This is a genomic window from Nonomuraea sp. NPDC003727 (assembly GCF_053586935.1).
Map to the genome: position 1 here is coordinate 478,445 of NZ_JBSFNE010000001.1, position 16,028 is coordinate 494,472.

Consider the following 16,028-nt stretch of genomic DNA (forward strand, 5'->3'; position numbering starts at 1 on the left):
AGGGGCGAAGATGGGTTACATGCCTGACCAACGCCGTGGTGTGCTCTATGGTGTCGCCGCCTACTCCCTGTGGGGCCTCTTCCCGCTCTACTGGCCGCTGCTGAAGCCGTCGGGACCGATGGAGATCCTGGCGCACCGCATGGCGTGGTCGCTGGTGGCGGTGGTGGCGATCCTGGCCGTACGCAGGCACTGGTCGTGGTTCAGGCACCTGGAGCCGAGGCAGTTCGGGCTGCTGGGGCTGGCGGCGTTGCTCATCACGGCCAACTGGGGCACCTACATCTACGGCGTCAACTCGGGCCACGTGGTGGAGTCGGCGCTCGGCTACTTCATCAACCCGCTGGTGAGCGTGCTGTTCGGGGTGATCCTGCTGAAGGAGCGGCTGCGGCCGCTGCAGTGGGCGGCGGTGGGGTTCGGCGCGCTGGCGGTCCTCGTGCTGGCCCTGGACTACGGCCGGCTGCCGTGGATCGCACTCACGCTCGCGGTCAGCTTCGGCATCTACGGCCTGGTGAAGAAGAAGGCGAACGTCGGCGCCGCGGAGAGCCTCACGGTCGAGACGCTAGTGCTGCTGGGACCGGCGCTGGCCTACCTGGTGTACCTGGAGCAGTCGGGCGGCGCGACGTTCGGTGACCACGGGCCGTGGCACGCGCTGCTGCTGGCGGGCGGCGGCCTGGTGACGGCGGTGCCGCTGCTGTTCTTCACGGCCAGCGCGATCAGGGTGCCGCTGACCACGATCGGGCTGCTGCAGTACATCGCGCCGATCCTGCAGTTCCTGGTGGGCGTGCTCATCGCGAAGGAGACGATGCCCGCCAGCCGGTGGGCGGGCTTCGCGATCGTGTGGCTGGCACTGGTGATCTTCACCTACGACAGCCTCAGGGCGGCGCGGCGCTCCCGCCGCGCGGAACCCGAACCCGTTCTCTCCGGTACGGCAAGCCGGTCCGGCGCCCCCGCCGATCACCGCTGACCGCCCGCCGCAGGCGCCCCGCCCAGCAGGACTTCGGTCCCCGCCGTCACGGCGCCCCTGAACCCCGCCCAGCAGGACCCCCGGCGTCACGGCGCCCCTGAAACCCCGCCCAGCAGGACTTCGGCCCCCGCCGTCACGGCCCCCCTGAAGTCCAGCGCGTAGGCAAGCCCGGCAGGTGGACGAACCGGTGCGCCGACCACGCATCACCCCAGGATGAGTCCGTCAGGCGGGGATCCCGCACGGTCGACGATGCGGGCGACGGCAGTGGCGACGCCGTCCTCGGCCGCCACACGCCGACCGAGCGCGCCGGTCGCAGGGGCGAGAGGTGCCGCCTCCTCAAGGCGGCGGCCAAGCGCCACGCCGTGAGCCGACCGGCCCGACGCCCGACGTCCGACGGACGGCTGAGCGAACCCTCAGCCCGGCAGCGCCAGGAACGCCGCCCGCGCCGGGATGTCCGGCAGCGCCTCCAGGACGGCCCGAGCGGCCAGTCAGCCCGACCGCTCCACCACGTAGTCGCACAGCGCCAGGAACGCCGCCCGCGCCGGGATGTCCGGCAGCGCCTCCAGGTCGGCCCGTGCCCTGTTCACCCACGACTCCAGCTCCTGCCGGGCCCGCGCCATCCCCTGGTCGGCCCGCAGCAGCCGCAGGGCCTCGGCGACGTCCTCCTCGGCCACCGGCCCCTGGAGCAGTTCCCGCAGCCGCGCCGACGGCGACGACTCCAGCGCGTAGAGGACGGGCAGCGTCCTGATCCCTTCGCGCAGGTCCGTGCCGGGCGTCTTGCCGGACTCGGCGGACTCCGATGCCACGTCCAGCAGGTCGTCGCCGAGCTGCCAGGCCACGCCGATGGCCTCGCACGCGCTGGACAGCCGTTCGACCACGTCGGTGGGGGCGCCGGACAGCAGGCCGCCGAAGCGTCCCGAGGTGGCGATGAGGGAGCCGGTCTTGTCGGCCAGCACCCTGATGTAGTGGTGGATCGGGTCGACGCCCTCGGCGGGCCCGATCGTCTCGCGGATCTGCCCGCGCACCAGGCGGGAGAACGTCTGCGCCTGGATCTTGATCGCCTCGGCGCCGAGGTCGGCGAGGATCTCCGACGCCTGCGCGAACAGGTAGTCGCCGGTGAGGATGGCCACCGTGTTGTCCCAGCGGGCGTTGGCGGAGGGAGAGCCACGGCGGACGGGGGCCTCGTCCATGACGTCGTCGTGGTAAAGCGTGGCCAGGTGGGTGAGTTCGATCACCACCGCGGCGGGCACGACGCCCGGCGCGGAGGGATCACCGAACTGCGCGGCCAGCAGCACCATCATCGTGCGGAAACGCTTTCCGCCGGCCTCGATGAGGTGCTTGGACGCCTCCGTGACGAAGGCGTCCTCGCTCTCGACCGACGTGCGCAGCAGTTTCTCGACGGAGGCGAGACCGCTGGCAAGGTCTTGCGCCAACCGCTCATCGTCGATAGGAAGATCAACAACCGGTGGCGCAGACATATATTCCCCTTAGCGGATGAACAAGGCAGATGCAGCCTTGTCAGCGAGATCCAGGACAGGCTGCGGGAAAACCCCCAGCACTACCGTAACCGCTGCCGCGAGAGTGATAACAGCCGCGGTGGCCGCAGAGGGCACCGCGATGGTCGGGCCGTCGGCGGCGGGCTCGCTGAAGAACATCAGCACGATCACGCGGACGTAGAAGAACGCGGCGATCGCGGAGGTGACCACGCCGACGATGACCAGCGGCGTCGCGCCGTTGGCCACCGCGGCGGCGAAGACCGCGTACTTACCGAAGAACCCGCTGGTGAGCGGGATGCCGGCGAAGGCCAGCAGGAAGAACGCGAACACGCCCGCCAGCATCGGCGACCGCTTGCCCAGACCCGCCCAGCGCGACAGGTGGTTGGCCTCGCCGCCCGCGTCGCGCACCATCGTGACGACGGCGAACGCGCCGACCGTCGTGATGCCGTAGACGAGCAGGTAGAACATGATCGCCGACAGGGTGTCGGCGTTGCCCTGCGCCTGCGTGCTGGTCGCGATCACACCGATGAGCAGGAAGCCCGCGTGCGCGATCGAGGAGTAGGCCAGCATGCGCTTGATGTCCGTCTGGGTGATCGCGAGGATCGCGCCGACGATCATCGTGAGAATGGCCACACCCCACAGGACCGGACGCCAGTCCCAGTCGAGGTTGCCCAGAGCCACCCAGAAGACCCTCAGGACCGCGCCGAAGGCCGCGACGAGCGTGCCGGAGGCCATGAGCGCGGTGACGGGGGTCGGGGCGCCCTGGTAGACGTCAGGCTTCCACGCCTGGAAGGGCGCGGCGCCGATCTTGAACATCAGGCCGACGCCGAGAAGCGCCAGACCGATGAGGAGCACCGTGTCCAGGCCGCCCACCTTGCCGAGCGCCTCGCTGATCTTGACCAGGTCGACCGAGCCGGCGAAGCCGTACACGAAGGCCATGCCGTACAGGAAGAAGGCCGAGGAGAACGCGCCGAGCAGGAAGTACTTCATCGACGCCTCCTGCGACAGCAGGCGGCGACGGCGCGCCAGGCCACACAGCAGGTACAGCGGCAGCGACATGACCTCGAGGCCGACGAACATCACCAGCAGGTCGTTCGCGGACGAGAACAGCAGCATGCCGCCCACCGCGAACAGGATCAGCGGGTAGATCTCGGTGTGCGCGCCACCGGTGATCTCCGCCTCCTCCTCGGCCGCGCTACCAGGTACGGCGGCGGCCGAGGCCACGAAGGTGTCGTCGTCGAGCACCAGCAGCGTGCTGACGAAGGCCAGGACGAGGATGACGCCCCAGAAGAACAGGGCGGGACCGTCGACCGCGACGGCGCCCATGGCCGCGGGCGCGGTCGGCAGTCCGCTCATCACCTGGAAGACGACCAGGACGAAGGCCCCGGCCATGCTGAGCAGCGTCACCGGCACTTGGATCGACTTGCGCAGGTAGCGAGGCGCGAACGCCTCCACCAGCACGCCGATGACCGCCGCGCCGAAGATCACCAGCATCGGCGCCAGCAGGCCGTACTCGATCGTCGGCGCTTGGATGGTGCCGTTCACTGTCCGGCCCCCTTCTCGGCAATCGCCGGGGTGAACTTCTCCACCTGGACGTTGGACAGGGTGTGGTCCACCGCCGGGTTGATCACGTCAAGCAGCGGCTTGGGGAAGAAGCCCAGTCCGATGATCAGAGCGATCAGCGGGGCGACCACCCACAGCTCGCGGCCGTTGAGGTCCTTGAACTCCTTGACCGGCTCGGCCGTCGGCCCGCCCGCGACCCGCTGGTACATCCACAGGATGTAGATGGCCGCCAGGATGACGCCGGTCGCCGAGATGATCGCGGGGACCAGGTAGCGCTCGTAGGTGCCGATCAGCACCATGAACTCGCTGACGAAGGACGACAGGCCGGGCAGCGACAGACCGGACAGGCCCGCGATCAGGAACACGCCGGCCAGCTTCGGCGTGACCTTCTGCACGCCGCCGTAGTCCTCGATGTACGGCGAGCCCCGCCGCGCGATGAGGAACCCGGCGATCAGGAACAGCGCGCCGGTCGAGAAGCCGTGGTTGACCATGTAGAGCGTGGCGCCGGCGCCCGCGTTCGCCGTCATCGCGAACACGCCGAGGGCGATGAAGCCGAAGTGCGAGATCGAGGTGTAGGCGATCAGGCGCTTCATGTTCGTCTGGCCGATGGCCACGATGGCGCCGTAGATGATGCCGACCACCGACAGCACGATCACCAGCGGGGTGAAGAACTTCGACGCGTCCGGGAACAGCTCCAGGCAGAAGCGGAGCATGCCGTACGTGCCGACCTTGTCCAGGACGCCGACCAGGAGCACCGCCGCGCCGGCCGGAGCCTGCGCCGCCGCGTCGGGCAGCCACGTGTGGAACGGCCACAGCGGCGCCTTCACCGCGAAGGCGAAGAAGAAGCCGGCGAACAGCCACTTCTGCGTGGTCGGGTCCTGGATGGCCCCGATCAGCTCGGGGAACAGGAAGGTGTTCTTGCCCGCGATGACGTAGAGGCCGATGACCGCGACCAGCATGAGCAGGCCGCCGAACAGCGAGTAGAGCAGGAACTTGACGGCCGCGTAGGACCGCTGCGCGCCGCCGTACGACCCGATCATGAAGTACATCGGGATCAGCATGGCTTCGAAGAAGACGTAGAACAGGAAGATGTCGGTCGCCGCGAAGACGCCGATCATCATGGCCTCGAGCACCAGCAGGAGCGCGAAGTACGTCTTCACCGAGTACTTGGCGTGCGGGGCGTCGGCGTCGTTCCAGGAGGCCAGCACCACGATCGGCACCAGCACCGCCGACAGCGCGATCAGCACCAGCGCGATGCCGTCGACACCGACGCCGTAGTGCACGCCGAAGCGCGGGATCCAGTCGTAGGTCTCGACGAACTGGAAGCGCGGGCCCTTCGGGCTGAACTGCGCCGCCATCGCGATGGTGAGCCCCAGCACGACGACGGAGACGGCCAGCGCGAGCTGCTTGGCCAGCTTGCCGCTGCCCTTCGGCGTGAGGGCCACCAGGACAGCGCCCACCACGGGCACTGCCATCAGGATCGTAAGCCAGGGCATCACAGGTTCCCTACAAGGAGCAGAGCGCCGGCCAGGACCGCGGCGCCGAAGAGGATGGACAGCGCGTACGTCCGCGCGAAGCCCGTCTGGAGCCGGCGCATCCGGCCGGAGGTGCCGCCGACGGCCGCCGCCAGCCCGTTGACCAGGCCGTCGATGCCGCGGTTGTCGAAGAACACCGCGATGCGGGTGAGCCACTGTCCCGGACGCATGAGCAGTGTCTCGTTGAGGGCGTCGCCGTAGAGGTCACGCCTGGCGAAGGTGGTGAGGAACGAGCCGCGCGGGGCCGTCTCGGGGACCGGCGCCTTGCCGTACTTCATCCAGGCGAACCCGGCGCCGACCGCCACCAGGGCGAGCGTGGCGAGACCCGCGACGCTGTTCCAGTGGAAGGTGGGCAGCTCCTCCGGACGGCCGACGGCCGGGGCGAGGAAGAGCATCAGCCGGTTGCTCAGCACCAGGTAGCCACCGAGGAAGATCGAGCCGATCGACAGGATGACCAGCGGGATCGTCATGACCTTGGGCGACTCGTGCGGGTGCGCGTCGTCGGCCCAGCGCTTCTCGCCGAAGAAGGTCATGAAGACCATCCGCGACATGTAGAAGCCGGTGATGCCGGCGCCGATCACGGCCAGCCAGCCGAGGATCTGGTTGTGCTCCATCGCGGTCTCGATGATGCCGTCCTTGGTGAAGTAGCCGGACAGCAGCGGGAAACCGATGATCGCCAGGTAGCCGACGAAGAACGTCGCGAAGGTCAGCGGCATGTACTTGCGCAGGCCGCCGTACTTCCTCATGTCGACCTCGTCGTTCATGCCATGCATGACCGATCCGGCGCCGAGGAACAGGTCGGCCTTGAAGAAGCCGTGCGTGATCAGGTGGCCGATCGCGAAGGCGTAGCCGGCCGGGCCGAGGCCCGCGCCGAGCATCATGTAGCCGATCTGCGACATCGTCGAACCGGCCAGGCCCTTCTTGATGTCGTCCTTCGCGCAACCGATGATGGCACCGGCCAGCAGCGTGGCCACGCCGACGATGGTGACGACCAGCTGCGCGGTGGGCGCGGCCTCGAAGACGAAGCCGGAGCGGACCACCAGGTAGACGCCGGCGGTGACCATGGTCGCGGCGTGGATGAGGGCCGAGACCGGGGTCGGGCCCTCCATCGCGTCGAGAAGCCAGGACTGCAGCGGCAGCTGGGCCGACTTGCCGCAGGCGCCGAGCAGGAGCAGCAGGCCGATGGCGGTGAGCGTGCCCTCCGAGGCCTGGCCGACCTTGGCGGAGATGTCGCTGAAGGCCAGCGAGCCGAACGTCGTCCACATCGTGAACATCGCGATCAGCAGGCCGAAGTCACCGACGCGGTTGACGATGAACGCCTTCTTGGCCGCGACCGCCGCCGTCGGCTTGAACTGCCAGAAGCCGATCAGCAGGTAGGAGGCGAGACCGACGCCCTCCCAGCCGATGAACAGGCCGACGTAGTTGGCCGACAGCACCAGCAGCAGCATCGCCGCGACGAACAGGTTCAGGTAGGAGAAGAACCTGCGCCGGTCGGGATCGTGCGACATGTAGCCGATCGAGTAGATGTGGATCAGCGAACCCACACCCGTGATCAGCAGACAGAAACTGATCGACAGCGGGTCGATCAGCAGGCTGATGTCCGCCATTCCGGGAATGAAGTCGTACAGGTGGACGCTGTAACGACCACCATCGAGCTCCATGAAGGCGAGCACCGCGACGACGAACGAACCGAGCGACATCAGGACGCCCAGGTAGTGCCCCCAGGCGTTGGTACGGCGGCCGCCGAGCAACAGGATCGCCGCGCCCAAGAGGGGCAGTGCGATCATCAGCCATGAGGCCCCGATCACTCCACCGGAGTGCGGGATGATCTCTGCCGGTTCCACTGTCACCTCTTAGTACTTCAGCAGGTTGGCATCGTCCACGGACGCCGACCTGCGGGTTCGGAAGATCGTCACGATGATCGCCAGACCGATCACGACCTCGGCCGCGGCCACGACCATCACGAAGAAGGCGATGATCTGGCCGTCCAGGTTGCCGTGCATGCGGGCGAAGGTGACGAACGCGAGGTTGCAGGCGTTGAGCATGAGCTCGACGCACATGAAGACCACGATCGCGTTGCGCCTGATCAGCACGCCGAGCGCGCCGATCGCGAAGAGCAGTGCGGAGAGGACCAGGTACTCGGTGGTCACTTGGTCACCTCACCCAGGTGCTCGGAGTCCGTCGCAGAATCCTCTGTCACGGGTTCCTCCTCGACCGCGTGCTTGATGGCCTGGGCGAGCTTGGGGTCGTCGGGCAGATGGTCGTGCTCGACGTCCCAGCGCGCGATGTGCCGGTTGACCGACAGTTCGGCGACCGAGCCGTCGGGCAGCAGCGCGGGCATGTCGATGGCGTTGTTCCTGGCGTAGGTGCCGGGCGCGGGCAGCGGCGACGGGTCGCCGGTGGCGAACCTGGCGCGCGCCAGGTCCTTCTGCGACGGCTTCGGCTCGGCCCTCTCGCGGTGCGCCAGCACCATCGCGCCGAGCGCGGCGGTGATGAGCAGCGCGGAGGTGATCTCGAAGGCGAAGACGTGGCGGGTGAACACCAGCCTGGCCAGCGCCGGTACGTTGCCGCCCGCCTGCTCCGTGGCGGCGGCCAGACCCGCGGGCTCGGGGACGAACAGCGCGTTCCCGATCGCGAGGATCACCAGGACGGCGAAGCCGACACCGGCGACGCCCGCCCAGAAGCGCTGTCCCTTGAGCGTCTCCACCAGGGAGTCGGCCGAGTCGACGCCCACCAGCATGAGCACGAACAGGAAGAGCATCATGATCGCGCCGGTGTAGACGATGATCTGCACCGCGGCCAGGAAGGGCGCCTCCTGCACGGCGTAGAGCACCGCGAGGCAGAGCATCACACCGCCCAGCAGGAGCGCCGAGTAGACCGCCTTGCGGCTGAAGATCATTCCGAGCGCGGCGCCGACGGAGACGACGGCCAGCACCCAGAACGTGATGGTCTCACCCATTCTCGCGCCCCAAGCGGTAGTAGTCCTCTTCGGTCTCGCCGAGCCGCATGGGGTGCGGAGGCTGCTCCATGCCCGCGGTGAGCGGAGCGAGCAGCATCTCCTTGGTGTAGATGAGGCTCTCCCGGTCGGAGTCGGCGAGCTCGTACTCGTTGGTCATCGTCAGCGCCCTGGTCGGGCACGCCTCGATGCACAGGCCGCACAGGATGCACCGCAGATAGTTGATCTGGTAGGTGCGCCCGTAACGCTCACCCGGCGAGTAGCGCTCCTCCTCGGTGTTGTCGCCGCCCTCGACGTAGATCGCGTCGGCGGGACACGCCCAGGCGCACAGCTCGCAGCCGACGCACTTCTCCAGCCCGTCGGGCCAGCGGTTCAGCTGGTGACGACCGTGGAAGCGAGGAGCCGTCGGCTTCTTCACCTCCGGGTAGTTCGTCGTGACCGGCTTCTTGAACATCGTGTGAAAGGTCACGCCGAACCCCTTCACGGGGTTCAGCCAATCAGTTGCTCCCACTGGGAACCTCCTTGCGCCCCACCCCGTGGTAGTGCGGCAGGTCAAGCGGCGGCACAGGGAAGCCGCCGGCGGTCGGCTCGTTGGCGAGCTGCTCGAACTCAGCCGCCACCTTGGCCTTCTCCGCCTCCTTGCGGCGCTGGTTCACGGTGTCGAAGCGGAACCAGATGGCGAAGGCTCCGACGACCACGATCGCCCCGATGACGTACACGAAGGTCAGGTCGACGCCGGGGGTCCTGAGCAGCTTGACGGTGGCCACGAGCATGATCCACGCCAGGTTGAGCGGGATCAGCACCTTCCAGCCCAGCGCCATCAGCTGGTCGTAACGGACGCGGGGCAGCGAGGCGCGGACCCACACGACGAACGAGAAGACCAGGACGAACTTGATGAAGAACCACAGGAACGGCCAGTAGCCGGTGTTCGCGTCGTCCCAGAGCGAGATCGGCCACGGCGCCCGCCATCCGCCGAGGAACAGCGTGATCGCCATCGCCGAGGCGGTGAAGGTGTGCAGGTACTCGCCCATCATGATCAGGGCGAACTTCAGCGACGAGGAGTACTCGGTCTGGAAGCCGCCCACCAGCTCGCCCTCGCCCTCGGGCAGGTCGAACGGGATACGCGCGGCCTCACCGAAGGCGCACACCACGTAGATGAGGAAGGAGGGCAGCAGCAGGATCACGTACCACGAGGGCATCGGGATCTCGAGCCCGAACAGCTGCAGCGTGCCGCCCGACGCCTGCGCCGCGACGATCTCCGAGGTCGACAGCGTGCCGGCGAACAGGAACACCGCCACGAACGACAGGCCCATCGCGATCTCGTAGGAGACCACCTGGGCCGCCGACCGCAGACCACCGAGCAGCGCGTACGGCGAGCGGGACGACCAGCCCGCCAGCACCACGCCGTAGACCGACACCGCGCCCATCGCCAGCATGAACAGCACCGCGACCGGCAGGTCGACCAGCTGCAGCGGCGTCTGGACGCCGAACATGTTCACGATCGGCCCGAACGGCACGATGGAGAAGGCCAGGAAGGCCGGGACCACCATGATGACCGGAGCCAGCAGGTAGAGCACCTTGTCCACCGTGTTGGGGAAGATGTCTTCCTTCAGGCCCATCTTCACGCCGTCGGCGACCGACTGGAGCAGACCGAACTTGCCGGCCCGGTTGGGGCCGTAGCGGTTCTGCATGCGGGAGATCAGCTTGCGCTCGTACCAGACGCCGAACAGGATGCCCACCATCAGGAAGGCGAAGACGCCGACCGCCTTGATGATGGTGATCCAGAGCGGATCCTTGCCGAAGTCGGCGAGGGTCGGATCCGTCGCGAGGACTGTCACGCTCATGAGGCGCTCCCGATCTTGACGATGTCGCCGGCCAGCGCGCCCAGGTCGCGCCTGACCGAGCAGCCCGGGGAGTTCGTCGGCACCCAGACCACCCGGTCGGGCAGGTCCACGACGCGCACCGGCAGGGACACCGTCTCACCCACTACGATCTTGCCGCCGTCGGCCACGCCGATCTCGGCCGCGGTGCTCTCCGATAGCAGCGCCTCGACCGGGCGGGCGGTGCCCGCCAGGTACGGCTCGCCGTCCTGGAGGCGGCCGGCGTCGAGCAGCTGGTGCCAGGTGGCCAGCACGGCCTCGCCCGCCTGGGGCGCCGGCTGGGCCGTCGCGGCGGCGTTCGGCGCGCCGACCCTGGTGCCGCGCCAGGCGCCGAGGCCGCTGAGCTCCTTGCGGGCGGCGGCGGCGTCGGGCAGGCCCAGGTGCACGTCCATGTGGTCGGCGATGGCCGACAGCACGTTGAGGTCGCTCATGATGCCGGGGACCTTCAGCGCCCGCTCGAACGAGCGGCCGCGGCCCTCCCAGTTCACGAACGTGCCGGCCTTCTCGGCGACGGCGGCGACCGGCAGGACCACGTCGGCCCGGTCGGTGACCGCGCTGGCGCGCACCTCGAGGCTGACGATGAACGGCGTGTTCTCCAGGGCGGCCAGCGCCGCCTCGGCGTCGGCCAGGTCACGCGGGTCGACGCCGGCGACGAGCAGCGCGTCGACCTCCTCGTTCAGCGCGGCGGCCAGGATCGCGTCGGTGCCGCGGCCCGGCGTGGCGGGGAGCGAGGTGACGTTCCACGCCCTGGCCACCTCGGCCCTGGCGCTCTCGTCCTCGACCGGGCGGCCGATCGGGAGCAGGTTCGGCAGCGCGCCCGCCTCGATGGCGCCGCGCTCCCCGGCCCTGCGCGGGATCCAGGCCAGCCTGGCGCCGGAGGCGGCGCTGAGCCGTACCAGGGCCGACAGCGCGCCGGGGACGGTGGCCAGCCGCTCGCCGGCCAGGATGATCGTGCCCTCGGCCACGGAGCCGAGCTCGTCGAGCGCGTCGGCCTCGCCGCCCGGCAGCGTCCTGATGAGCGTGCCGCCCATCTTGGCCAGGCCCTCGGTCGCGAACGGCGCGATCGAGGTGACCTTCAGGCCCTTCTTGCGCCAGGCCTTGCGCAGGCGCAGGAAGACGATCGGCGACTCCTCGTCGGGCTCGAACCCGACCAGCAGGACGGCGGGCGCCTGCTCCAGGTCGGTGTAGGAGATCTCGATGCCCTTGCCGGCGACCGCGTGCGCGAGGAACTGCGCCTCCTCCGCGCTGTGCGGCCTGGCCCGGAAGTCGACGTCGTTGGTACCGAGCGCGACGCGGGCGAACTTGGCGTAGGCGTAGGCGTCCTCGACGGTCACGCGACCGCCGACCAGCACGCCCGCCTTGCCGCGCGCCTTGGCCAGACCCGCGGCGGCCACCGCGAGGGCCTCCGGCCACGAGGCGGGAACCAGCAGGCCCTCCTCGTTACGGACCAGCGGGGTCCTGAGCCGGTCGGGCTGCGTCGCGTAGGTGAAGGCGAAGCGGCCCTTGTCGCAGTTCCACTCCTCGTTGACCTGCATGTCCAGGCCGGCCAGACGGCGGGTGACCTTGCCGCGGCGGTGGTCGGTGCGCAGCGCGCACCCGGAGGCGCAGTGCTCGCAGGCGCTCGGCGAGGAGACCAGGTCGAACGGCCTGGCGCGGAAGCGGTAGGCACCGCTGGTCAGCGCGCCGACCGGGCAGATCTGGATGGTGTTGCCGGAGAAGTAGGAGTCGAACGGCTTGCCGTCGGCGACGCCCACCTGCTCCTTGGCGCCACGCTCGAAGAACTCGATGAGCGGGTCGCCCGCGATCTCGTCGGAGAAGCGGATGCAGCGCTTGCACTGCACGCAGCGCTCCCTGTCGAGCAGCACCTGCGCCGACAGCGGCAGCGGCTTGGGGAAGGTGCGCTTGTGCTCGTGGAAGCGCGACTCGCCCTGGCCGTTGGACATCGCCTGGTTCTGCAGGGGGCACTCGCCGCCCTTGTCGCAGACCGGGCAGTCCAGCGGGTGGTTCATGAGCAGCAGCTCCATCGCGCCGCGCTGCGCCTTCTCGGCGACCGGCGAGGTGAGCTGGGTCTGCACGACCATGCCCTCGGCGACCTCGATCGCGCACGACGGCTGCGGCTTGGGGAAGCCGCGGCCGTTGCCCGCGTCGGGAATGTCGACCAGGCACTGGCGGCAGTTGGCCGCCGGGTCGAGCAGCGGGTGGTCGCAGAACCTGGGGATCTGGATGCCCAGCAGTTCGGCGGCCCTGATGATGAGCGTGCCCTTGGGCACGGTGACCTGGAAGCCGTCGATCGTGAGGGTGACGACTGAGGTCTCGACTGCGGTAGTGGTCACTTGTCACCCCACACGGTGGACTTCTTGTGGTCGAACGGGCAGCCGCCGACCTCGAAGTGCTTGAGGTACTCGTCGCGGAAGTACTTCACCGACGAGTGGATCGGGCTGGTCGCGCCGTCGCCCAGGGCGCAGAAGGAACGGCCCAGGATGTTGTCGGCGATGTCGGTGATCAGCGCGAGGTCGTCCTCGGTGCCCTGGCCGGCCTCCAGACGCCTGAGCACCTGCTTGAGCCAGTAGGTGCCCTCGCGGCACGGCGTGCACTTGCCGCACGACTCGTGGGCGTAGAACTCGGTCCAGCGCAGCACGGTGCGGACCACGCAGGTGGTCTCGTCGAAGATCTGCAGCGCGCGGGTGCCGAGCATCGAGCCCTTGGCACCGACCGCCTCGAAGTCGAGGGGGACGTCGAGGTGCTCGTCGGTGAAGATCGGCGTGGAGGAGCCGCCCGGGGTCCAGAACTTGATCTGGTGCCCCTCGCGGATGCCGCCCGCCATGTCGAGCAGCTCGCGCAGCGTGATGCCGAGCGGCGCCTCGTACTGGCCCGGACGGGTGACGTGGCCGCTCAGCGAGAAGATGCCGAAGCCCTTGGACTTCTCGGTACCCATCGCGGCGAACCAGTCGGCGCCGTTCGCGATGATGCTGGGAACACTGGCCACAGACTCCACGTTGTTCACAACAGTGGGCGAAGCGTACAGGCCCGCCACGGCAGGGAACGGAGGCTTGAGACGCGGTTGACCCCGGTAACCCTCGAGCGAGTCGAGCAGTGCCGTCTCCTCGCCGCAGATGTAGGCGCCGGCGCCGCTGTGCACGACCAGCTCCAGGTCGTAGCCCGAGCCGAAGATGTCCTTGCCGAGGTAGCCCTTCTCGTACGCCTCGCGCACGGCCGCGTGCAGCCTGCGGATCACGTGCAGCACCTCACCGCGCACGTAGATGAAGGCGTGGTTGGCGCGGATGGCGTAGGAGGTGATGATGACGCCCTCGACCAGCGAGTGCGGGTTGGCCATCATCAGCGGGATGTCCTTGCAGGTGCCCGGCTCCGACTCGTCGGCGTTGACGACGAGGTAGTGCGGCTTGCCGTCGCCCTGCGGGATGAAGCCCCACTTCATGCCGGTGGGGAAGCCGGCGCCGCCGCGGCCGCGCAGACCGGAGTCCTTGACGGCCTGGATGACCGCGTCGGGGTCCATGCCGAGCGCCTTCTTCGCCGCGTCGTAGGGGCCGTAGCCCTGCAGCGTGAAGGAGTTGGGCTGGTCCCAGTTGGCGGTCAGGACCGGGGTGAGTGTCGTGCTCATGCCTCGGGAGCCTTCCATCCGTTGGCCTTGGCGACCTTCAGGCCCTCCAGCGAGGGGCCGGCCGCCGACGGGCCGTCACCGGCCAGGTCGTCGGGCAGCCCGGAGAGCACCCGCGAGGCCTCCTTGAAGGTGCACAGGCGCTTCGGGCCGCGCGTCGGCGAGACGCTCTTGCCGTCGCGCAGGTCGTCGACGAGCTGCTTGGCCGACTCGGGCGTCTGGTTGTCGAAGAACTCCCAGTTGACCATCATCACCGGGGCGAAGTCGCAGGCCGCGTTGCACTCGAGGCGCTCCAGCGAGACCTTGCCGTCGGCGGTCGTCTCGTCGTGGCCGACGCCGACGTGCTCCGACAGCTCCTCCCAGATCTGGTCGCCGCCCATGACCGCGCACAGCGAGTTGATGCACACGCCGACGTGGTAGTCGCCCATCGGCTTGCGCTTGTACATCGTGTAGAACGTCGCCACACCCACGACCTCGGCCTTGCTCAGGCCGAGCATCTCCGCGCAGAACTCCTGGCCGTCGTCGGAGACGTAACCGTCCTCCGACTGCACCAGGTGGAGCAGCGGCAGCAGCGCCGAGCGCGACTTCGGATAACGCCCGATGATCTCCTTGGCGTCCCTCTCGAGACGCTCCCGGACTTCCGGCGAGTAACTCACCGGTCAACACCTCCCATGACCGGGTCGATGGATGCCACGGCCGCGATCACGTCAGCGACCTGGCCACCCTCGCAGGTTGCCGGTACGGCCTGCAGGTTCGTGAAGGACGGCTCGCGGAAGTGGACGCGGTACGGCCGGGTGCCGCCGTCGCTGACCACGTGCGCGCCGAGCTCGCCGCGGGGGGACTCCACCGAGGCGTAGGCCTGGCCCGCCGGGACCCTGAAGCCCTCGGTGACCAGCTTGAAGTGGTGGATCAGCGCCTCCATGGAGCTGCCCATGATGTGCGCGATGTGGTCGGGCGAGTTGCCGAAGCCGTCGGGGCCGAGCGCCAGCTGGGCCGGCCAGCCGATCTTCTTGTCCTCGATCATGACCGGCTTGTTCTTCAGCGGTCCCGCTATGCGGTCGAGAGCCTGCTCAATGATCTTGAGGGACTCCTCCATCTCCGTCATGCGGACCAGGTAGCGGCCGAAGACGTCGCAGCTCTGCTCGGTGGCGACCTCGAACTCGTAGGTCTCGTACCCGCAGTACGGCTGCGACTTGCGCAGGTCCCACGGCAGGCCGGCGGCCCTGAGCATCGGGCCGGTGACGCCGAGCGCCATGCAGCCGGTCAGGTCGAGGTAGGCCACGTCCTTGGTGCGGCGGGTGTAGACCGGGTTCTCGTCGAGCAGCTTGCGGATGTCCTTGATGCGCTTGGGCATCTCCTTCAGGAACTCGCCGACCTTGTCGACGGTGCCCGCGGGCAGGTCGACGCTCACGCCGCCCGGCCTGACGTAGGCCATGTTCATGCGCAGACCCGTGATGTACTCGAACAGGTCCATGACCATCTCGCGGTCGCGGTAGCCGAAGAGGAACGGCGTGGTCGCGCCCAGCTCCATGCCGAACGTGCCCATCGCGACCAGGTGCGAGGAGATGCGGTTGAGCTCCATCATCATCACGCGGATGGCCTGCGCCCGCTCGGGGATGCGGTCCTCGATGCCGAGGAGCTTCTCCACGGCCAGGCAGTACGCCGTCTCGTTGAACAGCGGGGCGAGATAGTCCATGCGGGTGACGAACGTGGTCCCCTGGGTCCACGTCCGGAACTCCATGTTCTTCTCGATGCCGGTGTGCAGGTAGCCGATGCCGGTACGGGCCTCGGTGACCGTCTCACCGTCGAGGGTCAGGATGAGCCTGAGCACGCCGTGCGTGGACGGGTGCTGCGGGCCCATGTTGACGACCAGGCGCTCCTCTTCGGAGTCGCGCACCGCGCCGACGACGTCGTCCCAGTCGGCACCGTTGACCGAGTAGACCTTGCCCTCGGTCGCCTCGTCATAACCAGTACTCACGCGTAGTCCTCGCTTCGCTCGTCGACGCTCCGCTCGCTGTGCG

At 68.7% G+C, this 16,028-nt stretch carries 13 protein-coding genes; 1 reads left to right on the forward strand and 12 read right to left on the reverse strand.

What is annotated here, in order from left to right; translation table 11 throughout:
* Positions 1–19 precede the first annotated feature (19 nt).
* Positions 20–961 (forward strand): EamA family transporter RarD, encoded by a 942-nt coding sequence (gene rarD / locus ACWDLG_RS02480; RefSeq protein ID WP_449915201.1) that lies wholly within the window; start codon positions 20–22, stop codon positions 959–961.
* Positions 962–1,449: 488 nt separating this feature from the next.
* Here the strand turns inward: rarD and ACWDLG_RS02485 are convergent, their stop codons facing one another.
* The 12 genes from ACWDLG_RS02485 to ACWDLG_RS02540 form a co-directional block, all read right to left on the reverse strand.
* The gene (locus tag ACWDLG_RS02485) at positions 1,450–2,439 is read right to left on the reverse strand and encodes a polyprenyl synthetase family protein (protein ID WP_449915204.1); all 990 of its coding nucleotides are present in this window, start codon (positions 2,437–2,439) and stop codon (positions 1,450–1,452) included.
* Between the two features lie 9 nt (positions 2,440–2,448).
* Positions 2,449–4,002, reverse strand: a complete 1,554-nt coding sequence (gene nuoN / locus ACWDLG_RS02490; protein WP_354907752.1) for an NADH-quinone oxidoreductase subunit NuoN — start codon at positions 4,000–4,002, stop codon at positions 2,449–2,451.
* On the reverse strand, positions 3,999–5,516 hold the full coding sequence (locus ACWDLG_RS02495) for an NADH-quinone oxidoreductase subunit M (protein ID WP_354907754.1): 1,518 nt from the start codon (positions 5,514–5,516) through the stop codon (positions 3,999–4,001). The genes nuoN and ACWDLG_RS02495 overlap by 4 nt, the downstream gene beginning before the upstream one ends.
* The gene (gene nuoL, locus ACWDLG_RS02500; RefSeq protein ID WP_354907953.1) at positions 5,516–7,342 is read right to left on the reverse strand and encodes an NADH-quinone oxidoreductase subunit L; all 1,827 of its coding nucleotides are present in this window, start codon (positions 7,340–7,342) and stop codon (positions 5,516–5,518) included. The genes ACWDLG_RS02495 and nuoL overlap by 1 nt, the downstream gene beginning before the upstream one ends.
* Before the next feature lie 66 nt (positions 7,343–7,408).
* A complete protein-coding gene (gene nuoK, locus ACWDLG_RS02505; protein ID WP_183652029.1) occupies positions 7,409–7,705 on the reverse strand; it encodes an NADH-quinone oxidoreductase subunit NuoK in 297 nt (98 codons plus the stop codon).
* Entirely contained in the window at positions 7,702–8,514 is an 813-nt protein-coding gene (locus ACWDLG_RS02510) for an NADH-quinone oxidoreductase subunit J (protein WP_449915211.1), read from the reverse strand. The genes nuoK and ACWDLG_RS02510 overlap by 4 nt, the downstream gene beginning before the upstream one ends.
* Positions 8,507–9,022, reverse strand: a complete 516-nt coding sequence (nuoI, locus tag ACWDLG_RS02515) for an NADH-quinone oxidoreductase subunit NuoI (protein ID WP_354907757.1) — start codon at positions 9,020–9,022, stop codon at positions 8,507–8,509. Before nuoI ends, ACWDLG_RS02510 begins: the two co-directional genes overlap by 8 nt.
* Complete coding sequence (gene nuoH, locus ACWDLG_RS02520) at positions 9,009–10,355, reverse strand: NADH-quinone oxidoreductase subunit NuoH (RefSeq protein WP_449915214.1); 1,347 nt, start codon at positions 10,353–10,355, stop codon at positions 9,009–9,011. Before nuoH ends, nuoI begins: the two co-directional genes overlap by 14 nt.
* Complete coding sequence (locus ACWDLG_RS02525) at positions 10,352–12,724, reverse strand: NADH-quinone oxidoreductase subunit G (protein WP_449915216.1); 2,373 nt, start codon at positions 12,722–12,724, stop codon at positions 10,352–10,354. The genes nuoH and ACWDLG_RS02525 overlap by 4 nt, the downstream gene beginning before the upstream one ends.
* Positions 12,721–14,010, reverse strand: coding sequence for an NADH-quinone oxidoreductase subunit NuoF (gene nuoF / locus ACWDLG_RS02530; protein ID WP_449915218.1), 1,290 nt, complete (start codon positions 14,008–14,010; stop codon positions 12,721–12,723). Before nuoF ends, ACWDLG_RS02525 begins: the two co-directional genes overlap by 4 nt.
* Positions 14,007–14,663, reverse strand: a complete 657-nt coding sequence (nuoE, locus tag ACWDLG_RS02535; RefSeq protein WP_354907763.1) for an NADH-quinone oxidoreductase subunit NuoE — start codon at positions 14,661–14,663, stop codon at positions 14,007–14,009. Before nuoE ends, nuoF begins: the two co-directional genes overlap by 4 nt.
* The gene (locus ACWDLG_RS02540) at positions 14,660–15,985 is read right to left on the reverse strand and encodes an NADH-quinone oxidoreductase subunit D (RefSeq protein ID WP_449915221.1); all 1,326 of its coding nucleotides are present in this window, start codon (positions 15,983–15,985) and stop codon (positions 14,660–14,662) included. The genes nuoE and ACWDLG_RS02540 overlap by 4 nt, the downstream gene beginning before the upstream one ends.
* Positions 15,986–16,028 lie beyond the last annotated feature (43 nt).